Here is a 15,356-nt window from a genome sequence, read left to right on the forward strand (position 1 = left end):
CGCCGGCCGGCTCAGCGTCCCTCGGCCACGTCCATCGCCCGGTAGATCCGCTGCTCGGAGACCGGGTACGGGGTGCCGAGCGCCTGGGCGAAGACGTTCACCCGCAGCTCCTCGATCATCCAGCGGATCTGCCGGACCGCCTCGGCGTTCCGCCGGGTCGGCGGCAGGGCGGCCAGCATGTCCTGGTACTCCTTCTGCACCACCGCGATCCGGTCCTGCTGCTGGCGGTCCCGCTGCGGGTTGCCGGGCAGCCGGTCCAGCCGCCGTTCGATCGCCGCGAGGTAGCGCAGCAGGTCGGGCAGGCGGGCGTACCCGGTCTCGGTGACGAAGCCGGCGTGCACCAGCCCGGCGAGCTGGCCCTTGAGGTCGGCCAGCGCGGCCACCAGGGTCAGGTCGGTGGTCCGGGTCAGTCGCTGCTGCACCGCGTGCGCGGCGGCGAGCACCTTCCGGACCCGGTCCATCACCTCGACCACGGTGTCCACCAGATCGGCGCGGACCTTCTCGCGCAGCGCGGCGAAGCCCTCGGCGTCCCAGGCCGGGCCGCCCGCGTCGGCGACCAGCCGGTCGATCGCCGCCCCGGTCGCGTCGGCGATGAGCTGCTGCACCCCGCCGTGCGGGTTGCGGCTCAGCGCCAGCTTCGCCTCGTTGGAGAGCCGCCCCTGGAGGAACTTCGCCGGGTTCGCCACGGTCAGCCGCAGCAGCCGCCGGGTGCCCGCCCACATCGCCGCCGCCTGCTCGGCCTCCGAGTCGAAGACCCGCACCCCGACCGTCTCGCCCTCGTCGACCAGGGCCGGGTACGCGGTCACCCGGTAACCGGCCCGGACCTGCTCGATGGTGCGCGGCAGCGTCCCGATGCCCCACTCGCGCAGCCCGGTACGCGCCACGTCCGGCGCGGCGGCGGCCACCACCTGGCGTACCTCGGCCTTGAGCTGGCGTTGCAGGGCCGGCAGGTCCTTGCCCTCGGCGACCGGCTTGTTCTCGTCGTCGAGCACCCGGAAGGTGACCCGCAGGTGCGCCGGCAGCTTGTCCGGGTCCCAGGCGTCGCGGGGCACGGTCACCCCGGTCATCCGGCGCAGCACCCGGGTCAGCGCGTCCAGCAGCGGCTCCTCGCCGGGGGTGATCGCGGCCAGGGCGGCGCGGGCGAAGTCCGGCACCGGCACGAAGTTGCGCCGCACCGCCTTGGGCAGCGAACGGATCAGCGCGACCACCAGTTCCTCGCGCAGCCCCGGCACCTGCCAGTCGAAGCTCTCCGCCGGCACCTGGTTCAGCAGCGGCAGTGGGATGTCCACGGTCACCCCGTCGGTCGGGGTGCCCGGCTCGAACCGGTACGTCAGCGGCAGCGTGACCCCGTCGGAACGCCACTCGTCCGGGTAGTCCGCCTCGTCCACCCCGCCCCGGCCGGCGTTGACCAGCAGGTCCCGGGTGAAGGTGAGCAGGTCGGGCTGCTCCCGGCGGGTCTTCTTCCACCACGCGTCGAAGTGCCGGCCGGAGACCACGTCGGCGGGGATCCGCTGGTCGTAGAAGGCGAAGATGGTCTCGTCGTCGACCAGGATGTCCCGGCGGCGGGCCCGGTGCTCCAGCTCCTCGATCTCGGTGAGCAGCTTCTGGTTGTCCCGCCAGAACTGGTGGTGGGTGGACCAGTCGCCCTCGACCAGGGCGTGCCGGATGAACAGCTCCCGGCTCAGGCCCGGGTCGATCCGCCCGAAGTTCACCTTCCGGCCGGTGACCAGCGGGACGCCGTAGAGCGTCACCTTCTCGTAGGCGAGGACCGCCGCCTGCTTCTTCTCCCAGTGCGGCTCGCTGTAGCTGCGCTTGACCAGGTGCTGCGCGAGCGGCTCGACCCACTCCGGCTCGACCCGCCCGGCCACCCGCCCCCACAGTCGGGAGGTCTCCACCAGCTCGGCCGCCATCACCCAGCGCGGCGGCTTCCGGAACAGCGCCGACCCGGGGAAGACCGCGAACTTGGCGCCCCGCGCGCCGAGGTACTCGTGTTTCTGCGGGTCGTTCAGCCCGATGTGCGAGAGCAGCCCGACCAGCAGCGACTGGTGCACCTTCGGGGTGTCGATCTCCTCCGGCAGGTCCGCGCCCCGCTCGCGCCGGCCGCCACCGGACTCCGCCGGGTCGCGTCGCCCGCCGTCCGCCGGTCCGCGCCGGCCCCGTCCCCCCTCACCCGGTTCCGGGGTACGCAGCACCTGGCGTACCTGGCTGACGATGTCCTGCCATTCGCGTACCCGCAGGTAGTTGAGGTACTCCGCCTTGCACATCCGCCGGAACGCGCTGGAGGAGAGCGCGCGCTGCTGCTCGCGCAGGTACCGCCAGAGGTTGAGGAACGTGACGAAGTCGGATTCCTTGTCGGTGAACCGCGCGTGTGCCTGGTCGGCCTGGGCCTGCTTCTCCGCCGGCCGTTCGCGTGGGTCCTGGATGGAGAGCGCGGCGGCGATCACGACGACCTCGGTGGCACAGCCGTTACGTTCGCCCTCCACCACCATCCGGGCCAGCCGGGGGTCGACCGGGAGCTGGGCCAGCCGTCGACCCAGCGGGGTGAGCCGCTTCGCCGGGTCGGTCTGGGTCAGGTCGAGCGCGCCCAGCTCGTGCAGCAGGTTCACGCCGTCGGTGATGTTGCGCCGGTCCGGCGGGTCGATGAACGGGAACGCGGCGATGTCCCCGAGCCCGATCGAGGTCATCTGGAGGATGACCGAGGCCAGGTTGGTACGGAGGATCTCCGGGTCGGTGAACTCCGGCCGGGAGAGGAAGTCCTGCTCGTCGTAGAGGCGGATGCAGATGCCGTCCGAGGTACGCCCACAGCGGCCCTTGCGCTGGTTGGCCGAGGCCTGGGAGACCGGCTCGATCGGCAGCCGCTGCACCTTGAGCCGGCTGGAGTAGCGGGAGATGCGGGCGGTTCCCGGGTCGACCACGTACTTGATGCCGGGGACGGTCAGCGAGGTCTCCGCGACGTTGGTGGCGAGTACCACCCGGCGTCCGCTGTGCGGGGCGAAGACCCGGTGCTGTTCGGCAGTGGAGAGTCGGGCGTACAGCGGCAGGATCTCGGTGCCGAGCAGCGACCGTTTCTTCTCCACCAGCTTGCCCAGCGCATCGGCGGTGTCCCGGATCTCCCGCTCGCCGCTGAGGAAGACCAGGATGTCGCCCGGCCCCTCGGCGGCCAGTTCCTCGACCGCGTCGCCGATCGCCTGGATCTGGTCCCGGACGTTCTCCTCGTCGTCGCCCTCGTCGTCCTCGGCCCCGGACACCTCCACCAGCGGCCGGTACCGCACCTCCACCGGATACGTCCGCCCGGAGACCTCCACCACCGGCGCGGGTTTCCCCTCGGCCGCGCCGTCGGCCGGCGGCGCGGCGAAGTGCCGGGCGAACCGGTCGGTCTCGATGGTCGCCGAGGTGATGATCACTTTCAGGTCGGGCCGGCGCGGGAGGAGCTGCCTCAGGTACCCGAGGATGAAGTCGATGTTCAGGCTGCGCTCGTGCGCCTCGTCGATGATCAACGTGTCGTACTGGCGCAGCATGCGGTCGTTCTGGAGTTCGGCCAGCAGGATGCCGTCGGTCATCAGCTTGACCAGGGACCGGTCGCTGACCTGGTCGGTGAAGCGCACCTTGTAACCGACCACGTCACCGAGTTCGGTGCCCAGTTCCTCGGCGATCCGGTCGGCGACCGTACGGGCGGCCAGCCGGCGGGGCTGGGTGTGCCCGATCAGCCCGTGCACGCCCCGCCCCAGCTCAAGGCAGATCTTCGGCAACTGGGTGGTCTTGCCGGAGCCGGTCTCGCCGGCCACGATCACCACCTGGTGGTCACGGATCGCGGCGGCGATGTCGTCCTTGCGCTCGCTGACCGGCAGACCCACCGGATAGGTCACCGTCGGTACGGCGGCCCGACGGGTGGCCAGCCGCGCCTCCGCGCCGGCCACGTCGGCGGCGATCTCGGCCAGCGCGGCGTCCCGCCGTGCGGGGTCGCGCAGCCGGCGTACCCCGTCCAACCGGCGTTGGACGCGGCGCTGGTCGCGGAACATCAGCGCGGCCACCCGGCGGTGCAGCTCACCGAGGGAGACGGAGGGCTCGCGGACGCTGTCGGGCGTGGCGGAGGCGGAAGGAGTCTGCATGTCGTCGCCAAGGATAGGCAGCCCGCCGCCGGACCGCTCCCGGGTTACCGCCGGTCCCGCCTCCGTCGTCCACCCGGAGGGGCCGACCGGTGGGTGCGGGGAGGGTCACCCCCGGGGACGCGGAGGGTCTACAGTTGGTCGCCGATCGAGCGCGGGGGATGCGATGACGATGCGCGACACCGACCGGGCGTTGGTGCAGGCCGCCGGTGCGGTCGCCCGGCTCCGCTGCCGCGGCGCCCGGCACACCGTGGCCGCCGCCGCCCGGACCCCGGAGGGCCGGGTCCTCACCGGGGTCAACGTCCACCACGCCGAGGGCGACACCTGCGCCGAGGTGGTGACCATCGGCACGGCCGCCACCCAGGCCGCCGGTGAGCTGGAGACGATCGTCGCGGTGGGGGAGCGGGGGCGGGAGATCCTGACGCCCTGCCACCGGTGCCGGCGGTTGCTCCTCGACCACTTCCCGGCCATCCGGGTGATCGTCGGCCCGATGGACGAACCCCACGTGCTGCCCCTGGCCGACCTGCCGACGCCCAGCGCGACGCCGCAACGCTGACCGGGGCGGCCGGGCTTACCGCTGCGGCTCCGGGAAACCCGGGCCGGTCTCCTACCGGTGCTGCGCCGACCGGCCGGCGTCGGAGCCCTCGTCGGTCGTGCTGATTCCAGCCGGCTGGTCGCCGTCGTCCGTGCCCGTGCGGGCGGCGACCGCGCCCACGCCGGTGGTGTGCTCCGGGTCGGTGGCGTGGTCAGGGTCGGCGTGGTCGGCGCGTCGGCGTCGCGCCCAGAGCAGGGCCGCGCCGCCCGCGACGACGGCCAGTGCGATCTTGAAGCCGACCTTGCCGAAGGCGAGGTTGCCGAGGCCGATGACGATCACCCCGGCCCACCAGGAGGGATCGAGGTACCGGTCCCGGTCGGTGGAGAACTCCCAGTCGCGGAGCCACCAGCCCAGAGCCACCAGGCCCAGGGCGAGCACCCCGACGAGGACGGCCGCCACGATCAGTCGGGCTGTGCTGTTACGTGCCGCAGGCATGGCCCGAGACTATGCGCCACCCGCCACCACCCCTGTCAGCCGTCCACCACCCGGTGGGGCGGAGGGCGGACGGCTGGCAGTGCCGGTGCAGGTCGGGCAGTGGCGGGTGGCGCGGGTCGGGCGGTGGCGCCGGGTCAGACGCCGGCGGTGACCGGGGTGGCGGCGCGGCGACGGCCGAACAGCACGTGGTCCAGGCTGAACCGGCCGGCGCCGACGGCGGCGAGCAGCAGCGCCGCCGCGCCGAGAGCGAGGACGAGTTCGTAGCCACCCTGGTCCACGAAGATGCCGTTGCCGGCGTGCACGAAGACGTAGGCGCCGAGCATGTTCAGCGCGAGCAGCACCCCGGCGACCGGGACCGCCAGGCCGAGGACCAGCGCCGCGCCGCCGAGCAGCTCCACGGCGGTGGCGAACCAGGCGGCGAGCGTCGGCAGGGGGACGCCGGACTGGTCGAAGAAGGCGGCGGTGCCGTCGACGCCGTTGGTGACCAGCTTCTGCCAGCCGTGGGCGAAGAACACGACGCCGACGCCGATCCGGGCGAGCAGCATCGCGACGTCACGAACGGAAGCAGGCAGGGACATGGGTGTTCTCCTCGGTTGGGCGACGGTGGGACGCCGGCCGTTCGGGGCCGGCGGAGGCGACGGCCCGCGGTGTCACCGCCGGCCGGAGGAGGGCCGAGCGGCGTGAAAACCAGCGGCGTCGGCAGCTGGACCGCCGGTTCGGGCGGTCCTGCCTCGTCGACCACCGTACCGGGAGATTGTTGAAAGCTCAATGATTGAAACCAGAAGCTTCTTTCTGTCCTGCCTCGTCCGGGACCGGATCCGCGTCCCCGAGGACTTCTGACGTCGGCACCGGGGCTCCTTCCCGCCCGCCGTTGGGAAGGAGCCGCAGCGCCGGACCGTAGGTCGGAAAGGTCCAGGCGGCCGGGTATCGTCGGGGAGGTGACGACTGTCGCGCAGCGGGCCGATCAGGGCCCGACCGTGGGGACCCTGCTCAGGGGCTGGCGTGGGCGACGCAGGATCACCCAGCTCGAACTGGCTCTCAGCATCGACACGTCGGCACGCCACGTCAGCTTCATCGAGACCGGCCGCGCCAAGCCCAGCCAGGCCATGGTCCTGCGTCTCGCCGAAGGTCTCGACGTTCCCGTGCGGGAGCGGAACGCGCTGCTGGTGGCGGCCGGCTATGCGCCGGTCTATCCCGAGACCCCGTTGGCCGCCCCGGAGATGAGGGCCCTGCGCTCCGGTCTCGACAGCCTGCTGGCCGCGTACGAGCCGAACCCCGCCCTGGTGATAAACGGCACCTACGATGTCCTGGCCGCCAACCGTGGAGTGCGGGCCCTGCTGCACGGCCTGCCGTCGTTCCTGCTGGCTCCACCGCTGAACGCGATGCGGCTCATCCTGCACCCGCAGGGACTCGCGTCCCGCATCCGCAATCTCGACGAGTGGCGGGCGCATCTCCTGGAGCGGATCGAACGGCAGATCGCGTTACGCGGCTCGGACGAGCTGCGGGAACTGCACGGGGAACTCGTCTCCTATCCGGCACTGCAGCGGCGGGGCGCCGATGCCGATCGCGTCAGCGGCGGCCACCTCCGTGAGAGCCACGTCTTCGCGCTGCCGCTCCAGGTGGAGGTCGACGGCCAGGTGCTCTCGTTCATCTCGACGGCCACGACGTTCAACACACCCATGGACGTGACCGTCTCCGAGTTGGCGGTGGAGGCATTCCTCCCCACCGACCCGGAGACGGCCAAGGCCCTTCAACGGCTCGTCGACGCGGCGGAGTTCCCGGTGTCCGGATCGACCGCTGACGTCGTCGATTCCGCCCGTCCGCGCAGAGCGTGAGTCAACGGCTGGTTCCGGCGCGTACCTGGCGCAGGGCCAGGTACTGCAGGAGGGCGAATCCGCCGACCACGACCGCCTGCATCGGGATCCAGACCGCGCCCGCGACGTGGAGGTCGCCGAGCCAGACGGCCAGCGCGACGACACTGATCACCACCCACAGGGCATTGGTCGCGATCACGGCCTGGACCGCCGGCGCCGCCGGGCGAGAGTGGCCGGCCAGATAGCCCACCCCGGCGCCGTACAGCGTCAGGAAGACGCCGACGCCCAACAGGAGTGTCCCGTCGACGCCGAGCAGCTGCCCCACCGGCCCGGAGGCCAGGAGGTAGGCGAGCCCGTTGACGCCCGTGACAGCGGCATCCAGCGCGAGAAATCGACGCAGCCACACCACGGAGTTCGTTTCTGCCATCGGTGCCACGCGCAGTCCGTTCGTCGACACGACGCCGACTCCCTTCGAGGTGATGTCCGGTTGCCTTTCGGCATCCCTTGCGCCACTGACGATGCCGCGCGGACCAGGAGGTGTCGATTACCGCCGAGGTAATGCGCGGGCCGGGGCTGGGGCTTCCGGCACTTCGTTCCTTCAGCTTCTCGCCGGGCGCGGCCTCCGCGCAGGAGACCGCGGACCGGTCCGGTATGCGCCCCGCTGGGTCCGATCGGGGGGAGGGCGAATGCCGGGTTTGGGGTGTTTGCTGAGGTCGTGGTGAAGGCAGGGTCTCCGCGTCCCGTTCAGCGACCTGGCACGGGGCCCGCCGTCCGGGAATCGGTCCGGGGGTGGAGGCGTTGTGCATGGTTCGCCTCCGGGCCCGTCGAGCCGAGCCCCTCCAGCCGGATGCCCCGCACCCGGAATGCCGGCCGGCCGGATGGCGTTGTACCAGGCTGGCGCACCCGAGTGGGCCGATGCCCCGGAACCCGCGCCCCCCTGAACTTCCCGCGTGGCGCCCCCGCGCCCGCGACCCCCGTTCTTTTCGCGTGTGACGCCCCCGCGCCCACGCATCCCCCGCAAGCAACGGAAAGGCAGGCACCCCCATGACCACGCTGATCCGTAAGGCCACCCTGACCGCCGCCGGCGCCGCCCTCACCGCAGGCGCCCTCGCCGGCCCCGCCACCGCCTTCGCCGCCCCCACCCACACCCCCACGTCGTCGGTCACCACCGACCGCGGCCACGACCGCACCGACAAGCCCGGCAAGGGCCAGCGGGAACTGAACGTGCGTTACGAGGCGCAGCCGAACTTCTACTACTGCGGCCCCGCCGCCGCCCGTAACGCCCTCACCACCCTGAACAAGGACGTCTCCCAGGACGACCTCGCCCGGGAGATGGGCACCACCGAGAACGGCACCGACAGCGCCCACCTCATCACCAAGGCCCTCAACACCAAGAGCGGCAAGAACGACTGGCGCACCATCGAAATCACCACCCCCAACGCCGACGACAAGCAGACCGACACCCTCCGCCACGACGTCCGCACCGCCGTCGACAACGGACGCGCCGTCGTCGCCAACATCGCCGGCACCGCCACCGACACCAACGGCACCACCCACTCCTTCGAAGGCGGCCACTACATCAGCGTCGTCGGCTACCGCGACAACGCCGACACCGTCAAAATCGCCGACTCCGCCAACCCCAACCAGGCCAGCTACTGGATCACCACCGACGCCCTCGCCGACTGGATCGCCACCCGCGGCTACTCCGCCTGACACACACATAGACACACCCACACCGACACACCCGAACGGGCCGGCCCCCACCACAGGGGGCCGGCCCGTTCGGCGTGCAGCGACCGGGACGGTCGCCGGTGTGGTCAGGCGGCGGTGGACCAGATGGCCCGGAAGGCAGCGGCCTCACCGGCGAGCCACTGCTCGATCTGCTCCGGCTTGACTCCCTCGGGCATCCGGTGCGCCTCGCCCCGGCGGACGTCCACCAGGACCGGCTCGGCGTGCGGCAGCACGGCGTCGGAGTGCCGGCGCATCAGGTGCAGGGTGGCGAGAGTGGCCTCCGTGCTCGGCGCGGCCTCGTCGAAGTGCAGCCGGACCACCTCGGCGCGGCCGTCGGCGTACCGTACGCCGAAGTGGGGGTTGATCTTGACGGGCAGGTCGCCGAGCATGGCGAGCGCGTCCCGGGTCTGGGCCAGGTCGACCTGCCCCGGCTCGCCGAGGGAGTGCAGCCAGCGCGTCGCGCCCGGCGTGAGGGCCTCGTAGAGCGGGCGCCAGCGCGGCTTGACCAGGTCGGCCACGCCGGCCAGGTGGGTGCCCCCGGTGTGGAAGGCGATGTCGGCCTTGAGCGCCTTGACGAACTGACCGTGCGGGTTGAAGCCGGAACGGCTCGCCCGCTGCCTGCGCAGCCCGCCGACGAAGGTCGCCTTGGTCGGGCCGGTGCGGTCGACGTAGCGGGTGAAACCGAGCAGGGTGGCGTACGGCGGAAGGGCGGTGGCGAGAGGTGCGGACACGGGGCGTCCTCCCAGGTCAGTGCCGAGATTAGTACATACATTCTAATCGACGGGTACGACATCGAACAGGGTTGGCGGGCACGGAACGTGTCCGCCTCGGAACCGCTGTGACACACTGACCGCCCGGCCGGGACAGGGCAGGTCGGCCCCGACGACAGGAGCACCATGAACGAGCTGGGCCGGCGCGCCCGTGACCTCGGGATCCTGGTCGGGGCGCTGCCCACCGGGCGGCACAACGCGATCACCGACGTGCCCGGGGTCCTGGTCGGGCACACCACCGTCGACGACGGCGCCGACATCCGTACCGGCGTCACCGCGGTCGTGCCGAGCCAGCTCGGCCCCGGGCGCTGGGCCCTGCCGGCCGCCGTCCACTGCGGCAACGGCTACGGCAAGCTCGTCGGCTCGACGCAGGTCGACGAACTCGGCGTCCTTGAGTCACCGATCGTCCTGACCGCCACGCTGTCGGTGTTCCGGGTCGCGGACGCGCTGCTGGGACACCTCATGGGCCAGCGGCCGGACGACGTCTCGTTCAATCCCCTGGTCGGTGAGACCAACGACGGTCATCTCTCGGACATCCGTCGTCGCCCGATCACCGAGGCCCACGTCCTGGCCGCCCTTGCCGGGGCGTCCGCCGATCCGCCGGCGGAGGGCTGCGTCGGGGCGGGCACCGGCACCACGGCCCTGGGCTACAAGGCCGGCATCGGCACCTCGTCGCGGACGGTCCGGGCGGCCGACCGCCCGGCGACGGTCGGCGTCCTCGTCCAGTCGAACTTCGGCGGAGCGCTGACCGTGCTTGGCGTGCCACTACCGGTCGACGAGCTGGTGCCGGAGGCCGACCACGCCACCCCACCGGGCAACTCGTGCATGATCGTGGTGGCCACCGACCTGCCTCTGGACGCCCGGCAGCTCGGCCGGGTGGCCCGGCGGGCGGTCTTCGCGATGGGCCGGGTCGGGGCGTCCTACAGTCACGGCAGCGGCGACTACGCGATCGCGTTCAGCACGGCGGCAGCGTCCGAGCCGCCGATCCGCGACGGGGACATCGACCCGCTCTTCGCCGCCGTCCTGGACGCGGTCGAGGAGGCGTTGCTCAACTCGCTGCTGACCGCCGTGACCACGACCGGCGTGGGCGGCCGTACCAGTCACGCCGTCCCGCACGACGCGGTGGTCCGGCGGTTGTCGGCGGCCGGCCGACTGGCGTCCCGACCCTGACCGGTCGGTGCCGCGCGGCCGGCCGCCTCCCGTTCAGAGCTGGCCGACGTCGGTGATGCGGACGACGGCCGCGCCGACCTCGTCCGAGGCGGCCAGGTCGATCTCGGCGCTGATCCCCCAGTCGTGGTCGCCCTCCGGGTCGTCCAGGATCTGCCGGACCGTCCACCGCTGCGCCGACGTCTGGTCGATCATCAGCAGCGCCGGCCCACGGGCGTCCGGCCCGGTGCCGATCTCCGGGTACGCCTCGAAGTAGGGCTCCAGCGCGTCGGCCCAGGCGTCGGCGTTCCAGCCGTCCGCCGCGTCGAGTTCGCCGAGCAGGTCCCAGCGGCGCAGGGCGGCCAGCTCCACCCGACGGAACAGCGCGTTGCGCACCAGCACCCGGAACGCGCGGGCGTTACGGGTCACCGCCGGCACCCGGTCGTCCAGCGCCTCGGCGGCCTCGGCCGCGTCCGACGGGTTGCGCAGCCGCTCCCACTCGTCGATCAGGCTGGAGTCGACCTGGCGGACCAGCTCGCCCAGCCACTCGATCAGGTCGACCAGCTCCTCGGTCTTGGCGTCCTCGGGGACGGTCTGCCGCAGCGTCTTGTACGCGTCGGCCAGGTAGCGCAGCACCAGCCCCTCCGAGCGGGACAGGCCGTAGAACTGCACGTACTCGGTGAAGGTCATCGCCCGCTCGTACATGTCCCGGACGACGGACTTGGGGGAGAGCTGGTGGTCGGCGACCCACGGATGCCCGCGCCGGTACATCTCGTACGCGGCCTCCAGCAGCTCGGCGAGGGGCTTCGGCCAGGTCACCTCGTCGAGCAGTTCGAGGCGGGCCTCGTACTCGATGCCCTCGGCCTTCATCGCGGCGACCGCCTCGCCGCGCGCCTTGAACTGCTGCGCGGAGAGCACCTGACGCGGGTCGTCCAGGATGGACTCGACGACGCTCAGCACGTCCAGGGCGTACGACGGGGACTCGGCGTCGAGCAGCTCGACGGTGGCCAGGGCGAGCGGTGAGAGCGGCTGGTTGAGCGCGAAGTCGAGCTGGAGGTCGACGGTGAGCCGGACCCGCCGGCCGGTCTCGTCGGGCTCGTCGAGCTGCTCGACCACGCCCCCGGCGAGCAGCGCGCGGTAGATCGCGATGGCCCGGCGGATGTGCCGGCGCTGGGCGGGGCGGTCCTCGTGGTTGTCGGTGAGCAGGTGCCGCATCGCGGCGAACGCGTCCCCGGGGCGGCCGATGACGTTGAGCAGCATCGAGTGGCTGACCTGGAAGCTGGACGTCAACGGCTCCGGCTCGGAGTCGACCAGCCGCTGGAAGGTCGGCTCGCCCCAGCCGATCGAGCCCTCCGGTGGCTTCTTCTTGACCACCTTGCGGCGCTTCTTCGGGTCGTCGCCGGCCTTGGCGAGGGCCTTCTCGTTCTCGATGACGTGCTCGGGGGCCTGCACCACCACCCGGCCGATGGTGTCGAACCCGGCCCGCCCGGCCCGGCCGGCGATCTGGTGGAACTCGCGGGCCTTGAGCAGCCGGGTACGGGTGCCGTCGTACTTGCTCAGGCCGGTGAAGAGCACGGTGCGGATCGGCACGTTGATGCCGACGCCGAGCGTGTCGGTGCCGCAGATGACCTTGAGTAGACCGGCCTGCGCGAGGGTCTCCACCAGCCGGCGGTACTTGGGCAGCATGCCCGCGTGGTGGACGCCGATGCCGTGCCGGACCAGCCTCGACAGGGTCTTGCCGAACCCGGAGGTGAACCGGAACCGGCCGATGGCCTGGGCGATCATGTCCTTCTCGGCGCGGCTGGACACGTTCACGCTCATCAGCGCCTGGGCCCGCTCCAGCGCGGCGGCCTGGGTGAAGTGCACCACGTAGACCGGGGCCTGCTTCGTGGTGAGCAGTTCCTCCAGCGTCTCGTGCAACGGCGTGGTCACGTACGAGAAGAGCAGCGGGACCGGCCGCTCGGCCGAGCGCACGACGGCGGTGGGTCGCCCGGTGCGCCGGGTCAGGTCGTCGACGAAGCGGGTGGTGTCGCCGAGGGTGGCGGACATCAGCACGAACTGTGCCTGCGGCAGCTCGATCAGCGGCACCTGCCAGGCCCAGCCCCGGTCCGGTTCGGCGTAGAAGTGGAACTCGTCCATGATCACCTGGCCGACGTCGGCCTTCGTGCCCTCACGCAGGGCGAGGTTGGCCAGGATCTCGGCGGTGCAGCAGATGATCGGGGCGTCCGCGTTGACGCTCGCGTCGCCGGTCAGCATGCCGACGTTGTCCGCCCCGAAGACCTCGCAGAGCGCGAAGAACTTCTCCGACACCAGGGCCTTGATCGGGGCGGTGTAGAAGGTCGTCCGGTCGTCGGCCAGGGCGGCGAAGTGCGCCGCGATCGCGACCAGGCTCTTGCCCGAGCCGGTCGGGGTGTTCATGATCACGTTGGCCCCGGAGACGATCTCGATGACCGCCTCCTCCTGGTGGGGGTAGAGGTCGAGGCCGCGCTCCTTCGCCCAACCGGCGAACGCGTCGTACAGGGCATCGGGGTCGGCGCTGTCCGGCAGCGCGGCGGTGAGCGTCATAGCCGTTCCATCCTGCCCGCCGTAACGGCTTTGGTGGTAGCAGGGGCCCCCTGCACGGCAGAAACAGGTAACAGGGGTCCCCTGCTACCACCTCGGCGGGGCGGCTCAGCGGGGGCGGCGGTGGTAGAGCAGGTCGGTGACCGGGCGGCCGGCGAGCAGGGCACGGCGCTCGAACTTGGTGACCGGCCGGTGTGCCGGGCGGGAGGTGTCACCCGGCCGGGTGTCGACCAGATCCGGATCGGCGTCCAGCGTCTCGCGCATCGCGGCGGCGTACTCGGCCCAGTCGGTCGCACAGTGCAGCGTGCCCCCCGGCGTCAGCCGGGAGCGCAGCAGCGCCACGTGGGCGGGCTGGATCAGCCGGCGCTTGTGGTGCCGTGCCTTCGGCCAGGGGTCGGGGAAGAAGACGTGCACCGCGTCCAGCGACCCCTCCGGCAGCCGCCGGAGCAGCTCCAACGCGTCCCCGTCGGCGATCCGGACGTTGCCCAGCCCGTGCCGCTCCACCAACGCGAGGAGGTTGGCGATTCCCGGGGTGTGCACCTCGACCGCGAGATAGTCTCGTTCCGGGTCGGCGGCGGCCATCGCGGCGGTCGCGTCGCCCATCCCGGAACCGATCTCCAGCACCACCGGGGCCCGGCGGCCGAACAGGTCGGCGAGGTCGACCGGGGGTCCGGCCCCGTCCGGCACCGCGAGCCCGTACACCGGCCGGAGACGGTCCAACGCGTCGAGGTGGCGGCTGCTGAGTCGGCCCCGACGCGGATGGAAGGTGCGGACGGTGGCGCGTACCCGGGACGGTGCCGGGGCAGCCGGTTCGTGGTCGATGGGGGTCACAGCGACCCGAGCCTACGCGAGGGCCCCCGACGGGCCGGACGCGGCGTACACCGTCCGCAGGACAGCTCATCTCATACGGCAGGCCGGGTGCTCCCTGCCCGGTCCGGGCCGACGGGCCGGGAGGGGTCATGGTGTCAGTCACGCGCGGGGGCGCGGTGGTGCTGATGGGGCTGCTCCTCGCCGCCGTGGCGGTGCTGTCCGTCGCCGGGCCGGCCCGCGCCGCCGACGTCTACGTGCAGGTCACGCCGAGCCGGGCAGGTCCCGGCGAACTGGTCGGCATCCGGGCGAGCTGCCGTTCCACCCGGGAGGCGGCCAGCGTCGAGTCGGAGGCGTTCGGCATCGTCACCGTCCACCCGCAGCACGGGTACCTCTCCGGCACGGCGACCATCCCCACGCACACCAGGCCGGGCACGTACCGGGTCAAGCTGCTCTGCGTGGAGGGCCCGAACGCCTCGACGATGCTGACCGTGACCGCCGGCGGTCACCAACCGCCCCGGCCGGACGGGCCGCCGCAACCGCACCCCAGCCGGGGGCCGGCGACCGGGTTCGGCGGCGCGGACGGCGGCCCCGACCTCGGTGCGCTGGTCGTGCCCGGCGGGCTGGGCATCACCGTCGCCGGGCTGGTCCTGGCGATGCTGGCCGCCCGCCGCCGGGGACCACGGACCCCCCACTGATCCGCCGCCATGTCCCGCCGCCGCACACCGCGCCGACCCGCCGTCGACATCCGGAGGCTGCCCCGTCAGCCGGACGGCCGTCGCTGGCGGATGCCGCTGGCGGTGGTGCTCGTCCTGCTCGGCGTCTTCGTCACCGGGGTCGGGTTCGGCCGGTCGGCGGGTGGACCGTGGGCCGTTCTGGCCGCGGGCGCCGGGGCGGGGCGGGCCGCGACCGATGCGTTGCCGGCGAGCCGCCCGGTGAGCCTGAGTGTGCCGGCGATCCGGGTGACCGCCCCGGTTGCCCCGGTCGGGCTCGCCCCGGACGGGACCATCGCGGTGCCCCCGCTGGAACGGCACCGGGAGACCGGCTGGTACGACGGCGGTCCCACGCCGGGGGAGAACGGGCCGGCGGTCATCGTCGGGCACGCGGACACCACGGCGGGCCCGTCGGTCTTCTACGACCTGCGCCGGCTCCGCCCCGGGGACCGGATCGAGGTGACCCGCCAGGACCGGTCGGTGGCCGTCTTCGAGGTCACCTCGGTGGAGCGGTTCGACAAGAACGCCCTGCCCGGTGAGCGGGTGTACGGCGACCACCGGGGCTCCGGGCTGCGTCTGATCACCTGCGGTGGCCGGTTCGTCGGCGGAAGCATCGGCTACGCCGACAACGTGATCGCCTTCGCCACCCTGGTCGGCTCCCGCGACTCCTGAGCCGC

The 15,356-nt window shown here is 72.5% G+C and carries 13 protein-coding genes; 6 read left to right on the forward strand and 7 right to left on the reverse strand.

Going from position 1 to position 15,356, the window contains the following annotated elements:
- Nucleotides 1-11: 11 nt before the first annotated feature.
- Nucleotides 12-4,109: an ATP-dependent RNA helicase HrpA gene (gene hrpA, locus QSK20_RS17985; RefSeq protein WP_285789749.1), complete on the reverse strand. Its 4,098-nt coding sequence runs from the start codon at nucleotides 4,107-4,109 to the stop codon at nucleotides 12-14.
- Between the two features lie 169 nt (nucleotides 4,110-4,278).
- Between hrpA and QSK20_RS17990 the strand changes: the two genes are divergently transcribed.
- Nucleotides 4,279-4,662: a cytidine/deoxycytidylate deaminase family protein gene (locus QSK20_RS17990; RefSeq protein ID WP_285789750.1), complete on the forward strand. Its 384-nt coding sequence runs from the start codon at nucleotides 4,279-4,281 to the stop codon at nucleotides 4,660-4,662.
- 51 nt (nucleotides 4,663-4,713) lie between these two features.
- Here QSK20_RS17990 and QSK20_RS17995 read toward each other — a convergent pair whose 3' ends face one another.
- Nucleotides 4,714-5,136 carry a hypothetical protein gene (locus QSK20_RS17995; RefSeq protein ID WP_285789751.1) on the reverse strand — a complete coding sequence of 141 codons (423 nt, stop codon included), beginning with the start codon at nucleotides 5,134-5,136 and terminating at the stop codon, nucleotides 4,714-4,716.
- A gap of 134 nt (nucleotides 5,137-5,270) precedes the next feature.
- Complete coding sequence (locus tag QSK20_RS18000; protein ID WP_285789752.1) at nucleotides 5,271-5,714, reverse strand: DoxX family protein; 444 nt, start codon at nucleotides 5,712-5,714, stop codon at nucleotides 5,271-5,273.
- A gap of 360 nt (nucleotides 5,715-6,074) precedes the next feature.
- Between QSK20_RS18000 and QSK20_RS18005 the strand changes: the two genes are divergently transcribed.
- Nucleotides 6,075-6,971, forward strand: coding sequence for an MmyB family transcriptional regulator (locus QSK20_RS18005; protein ID WP_285789753.1), 897 nt, complete (start codon nucleotides 6,075-6,077; stop codon nucleotides 6,969-6,971).
- 1 nt (nucleotide 6,972) lies between these two features.
- Here the strand turns inward: QSK20_RS18005 and QSK20_RS18010 are convergent, their stop codons facing one another.
- Nucleotides 6,973-7,407 carry a hypothetical protein gene (locus tag QSK20_RS18010; RefSeq protein WP_285789754.1) on the reverse strand — a complete coding sequence of 145 codons (435 nt, stop codon included), beginning with the start codon at nucleotides 7,405-7,407 and terminating at the stop codon, nucleotides 6,973-6,975.
- A gap of 587 nt (nucleotides 7,408-7,994) precedes the next feature.
- Between QSK20_RS18010 and QSK20_RS18015 the strand changes: the two genes are divergently transcribed.
- A complete protein-coding gene (locus QSK20_RS18015; RefSeq protein WP_285789755.1) occupies nucleotides 7,995-8,663 on the forward strand; it encodes a C39 family peptidase in 669 nt (222 codons plus the stop codon).
- Between the two features lie 104 nt (nucleotides 8,664-8,767).
- On the opposite strand, the gene QSK20_RS18020 is transcribed toward QSK20_RS18015, so the two are convergent.
- Nucleotides 8,768-9,412, reverse strand: coding sequence for a hypothetical protein (locus QSK20_RS18020; RefSeq protein ID WP_285789756.1), 645 nt, complete (start codon nucleotides 9,410-9,412; stop codon nucleotides 8,768-8,770).
- A gap of 165 nt (nucleotides 9,413-9,577) precedes the next feature.
- Here QSK20_RS18020 and QSK20_RS18025 point away from each other — a divergent pair, with 165 nt between their 5' ends.
- Complete coding sequence (locus QSK20_RS18025) at nucleotides 9,578-10,621, forward strand: P1 family peptidase (protein ID WP_285789757.1); 1,044 nt, start codon at nucleotides 9,578-9,580, stop codon at nucleotides 10,619-10,621.
- Between the two features lie 33 nt (nucleotides 10,622-10,654).
- Here QSK20_RS18025 and QSK20_RS18030 read toward each other — a convergent pair whose 3' ends face one another.
- Together QSK20_RS18030 and trmB are read right to left on the reverse strand one after the other, a co-directional pair.
- Nucleotides 10,655-13,162: a DEAD/DEAH box helicase gene (locus QSK20_RS18030; RefSeq protein ID WP_285789758.1), complete on the reverse strand. Its 2,508-nt coding sequence runs from the start codon at nucleotides 13,160-13,162 to the stop codon at nucleotides 10,655-10,657.
- A gap of 105 nt (nucleotides 13,163-13,267) precedes the next feature.
- Entirely contained in the window at nucleotides 13,268-13,990 is a 723-nt protein-coding gene (gene trmB / locus QSK20_RS18035; RefSeq protein ID WP_502888926.1) for a tRNA (guanosine(46)-N7)-methyltransferase TrmB, read from the reverse strand.
- 128 nt (nucleotides 13,991-14,118) lie between these two features.
- Between trmB and QSK20_RS18040 the strand changes: the two genes are divergently transcribed.
- Together QSK20_RS18040 and QSK20_RS18045 are read left to right on the forward strand one after the other, a co-directional pair.
- The gene (locus QSK20_RS18040; RefSeq protein WP_285789759.1) at nucleotides 14,119-14,664 is read left to right on the forward strand and encodes a hypothetical protein; all 546 of its coding nucleotides are present in this window, start codon (nucleotides 14,119-14,121) and stop codon (nucleotides 14,662-14,664) included.
- A 9-nt stretch (nucleotides 14,665-14,673) separates the two neighbouring features.
- Nucleotides 14,674-15,351, forward strand: coding sequence for a class F sortase (locus QSK20_RS18045; RefSeq protein WP_502888927.1), 678 nt, complete (start codon nucleotides 14,674-14,676; stop codon nucleotides 15,349-15,351).
- The last annotated feature ends 5 nt before the right edge of the window (nucleotides 15,352-15,356 follow it).

The organism is Micromonospora sp. NBRC 101691, assembly GCF_030269285.1.
Lineage (GTDB): Bacteria > Actinomycetota > Actinomycetes > Mycobacteriales > Micromonosporaceae > Micromonospora > Micromonospora echinospora.

What these genes read in the sequence shown, in the direction of transcription:
- hrpA (WP_285789749.1), bottom strand. Translation starts at nt 4,109, where the DNA reads ATGCAGACTCCTTCCGCCTCCGCCACGCCCGACAGCGTCCGCGAGCCC.
- QSK20_RS17990 (WP_285789750.1), top strand. Translation starts at nt 4,279, where the DNA reads ATGCGCGACACCGACCGGGCGTTGGTGCAGGCCGCCGGTGCGGTCGCC.
- QSK20_RS17995 (WP_285789751.1), bottom strand. Translation starts at nt 5,136, where the DNA reads ATGCCTGCGGCACGTAACAGCACAGCCCGACTGATCGTGGCGGCCGTC.
- QSK20_RS18000 (WP_285789752.1), bottom strand. Translation starts at nt 5,714, where the DNA reads ATGTCCCTGCCTGCTTCCGTTCGTGACGTCGCGATGCTGCTCGCCCGG.
- QSK20_RS18015 (WP_285789755.1), top strand. Translation starts at nt 7,995, where the DNA reads ATGACCACGCTGATCCGTAAGGCCACCCTGACCGCCGCCGGCGCCGCC.
- QSK20_RS18025 (WP_285789757.1), top strand. Translation starts at nt 9,578, where the DNA reads ATGAACGAGCTGGGCCGGCGCGCCCGTGACCTCGGGATCCTGGTCGGG.
- QSK20_RS18030 (WP_285789758.1), bottom strand. Translation starts at nt 13,162, where the DNA reads ATGACGCTCACCGCCGCGCTGCCGGACAGCGCCGACCCCGATGCCCTG.
- QSK20_RS18040 (WP_285789759.1), top strand. Translation starts at nt 14,119, where the DNA reads ATGGTGTCAGTCACGCGCGGGGGCGCGGTGGTGCTGATGGGGCTGCTC.
- QSK20_RS18045 (WP_502888927.1), top strand. Translation starts at nt 14,674, where the DNA reads ATGTCCCGCCGCCGCACACCGCGCCGACCCGCCGTCGACATCCGGAGG.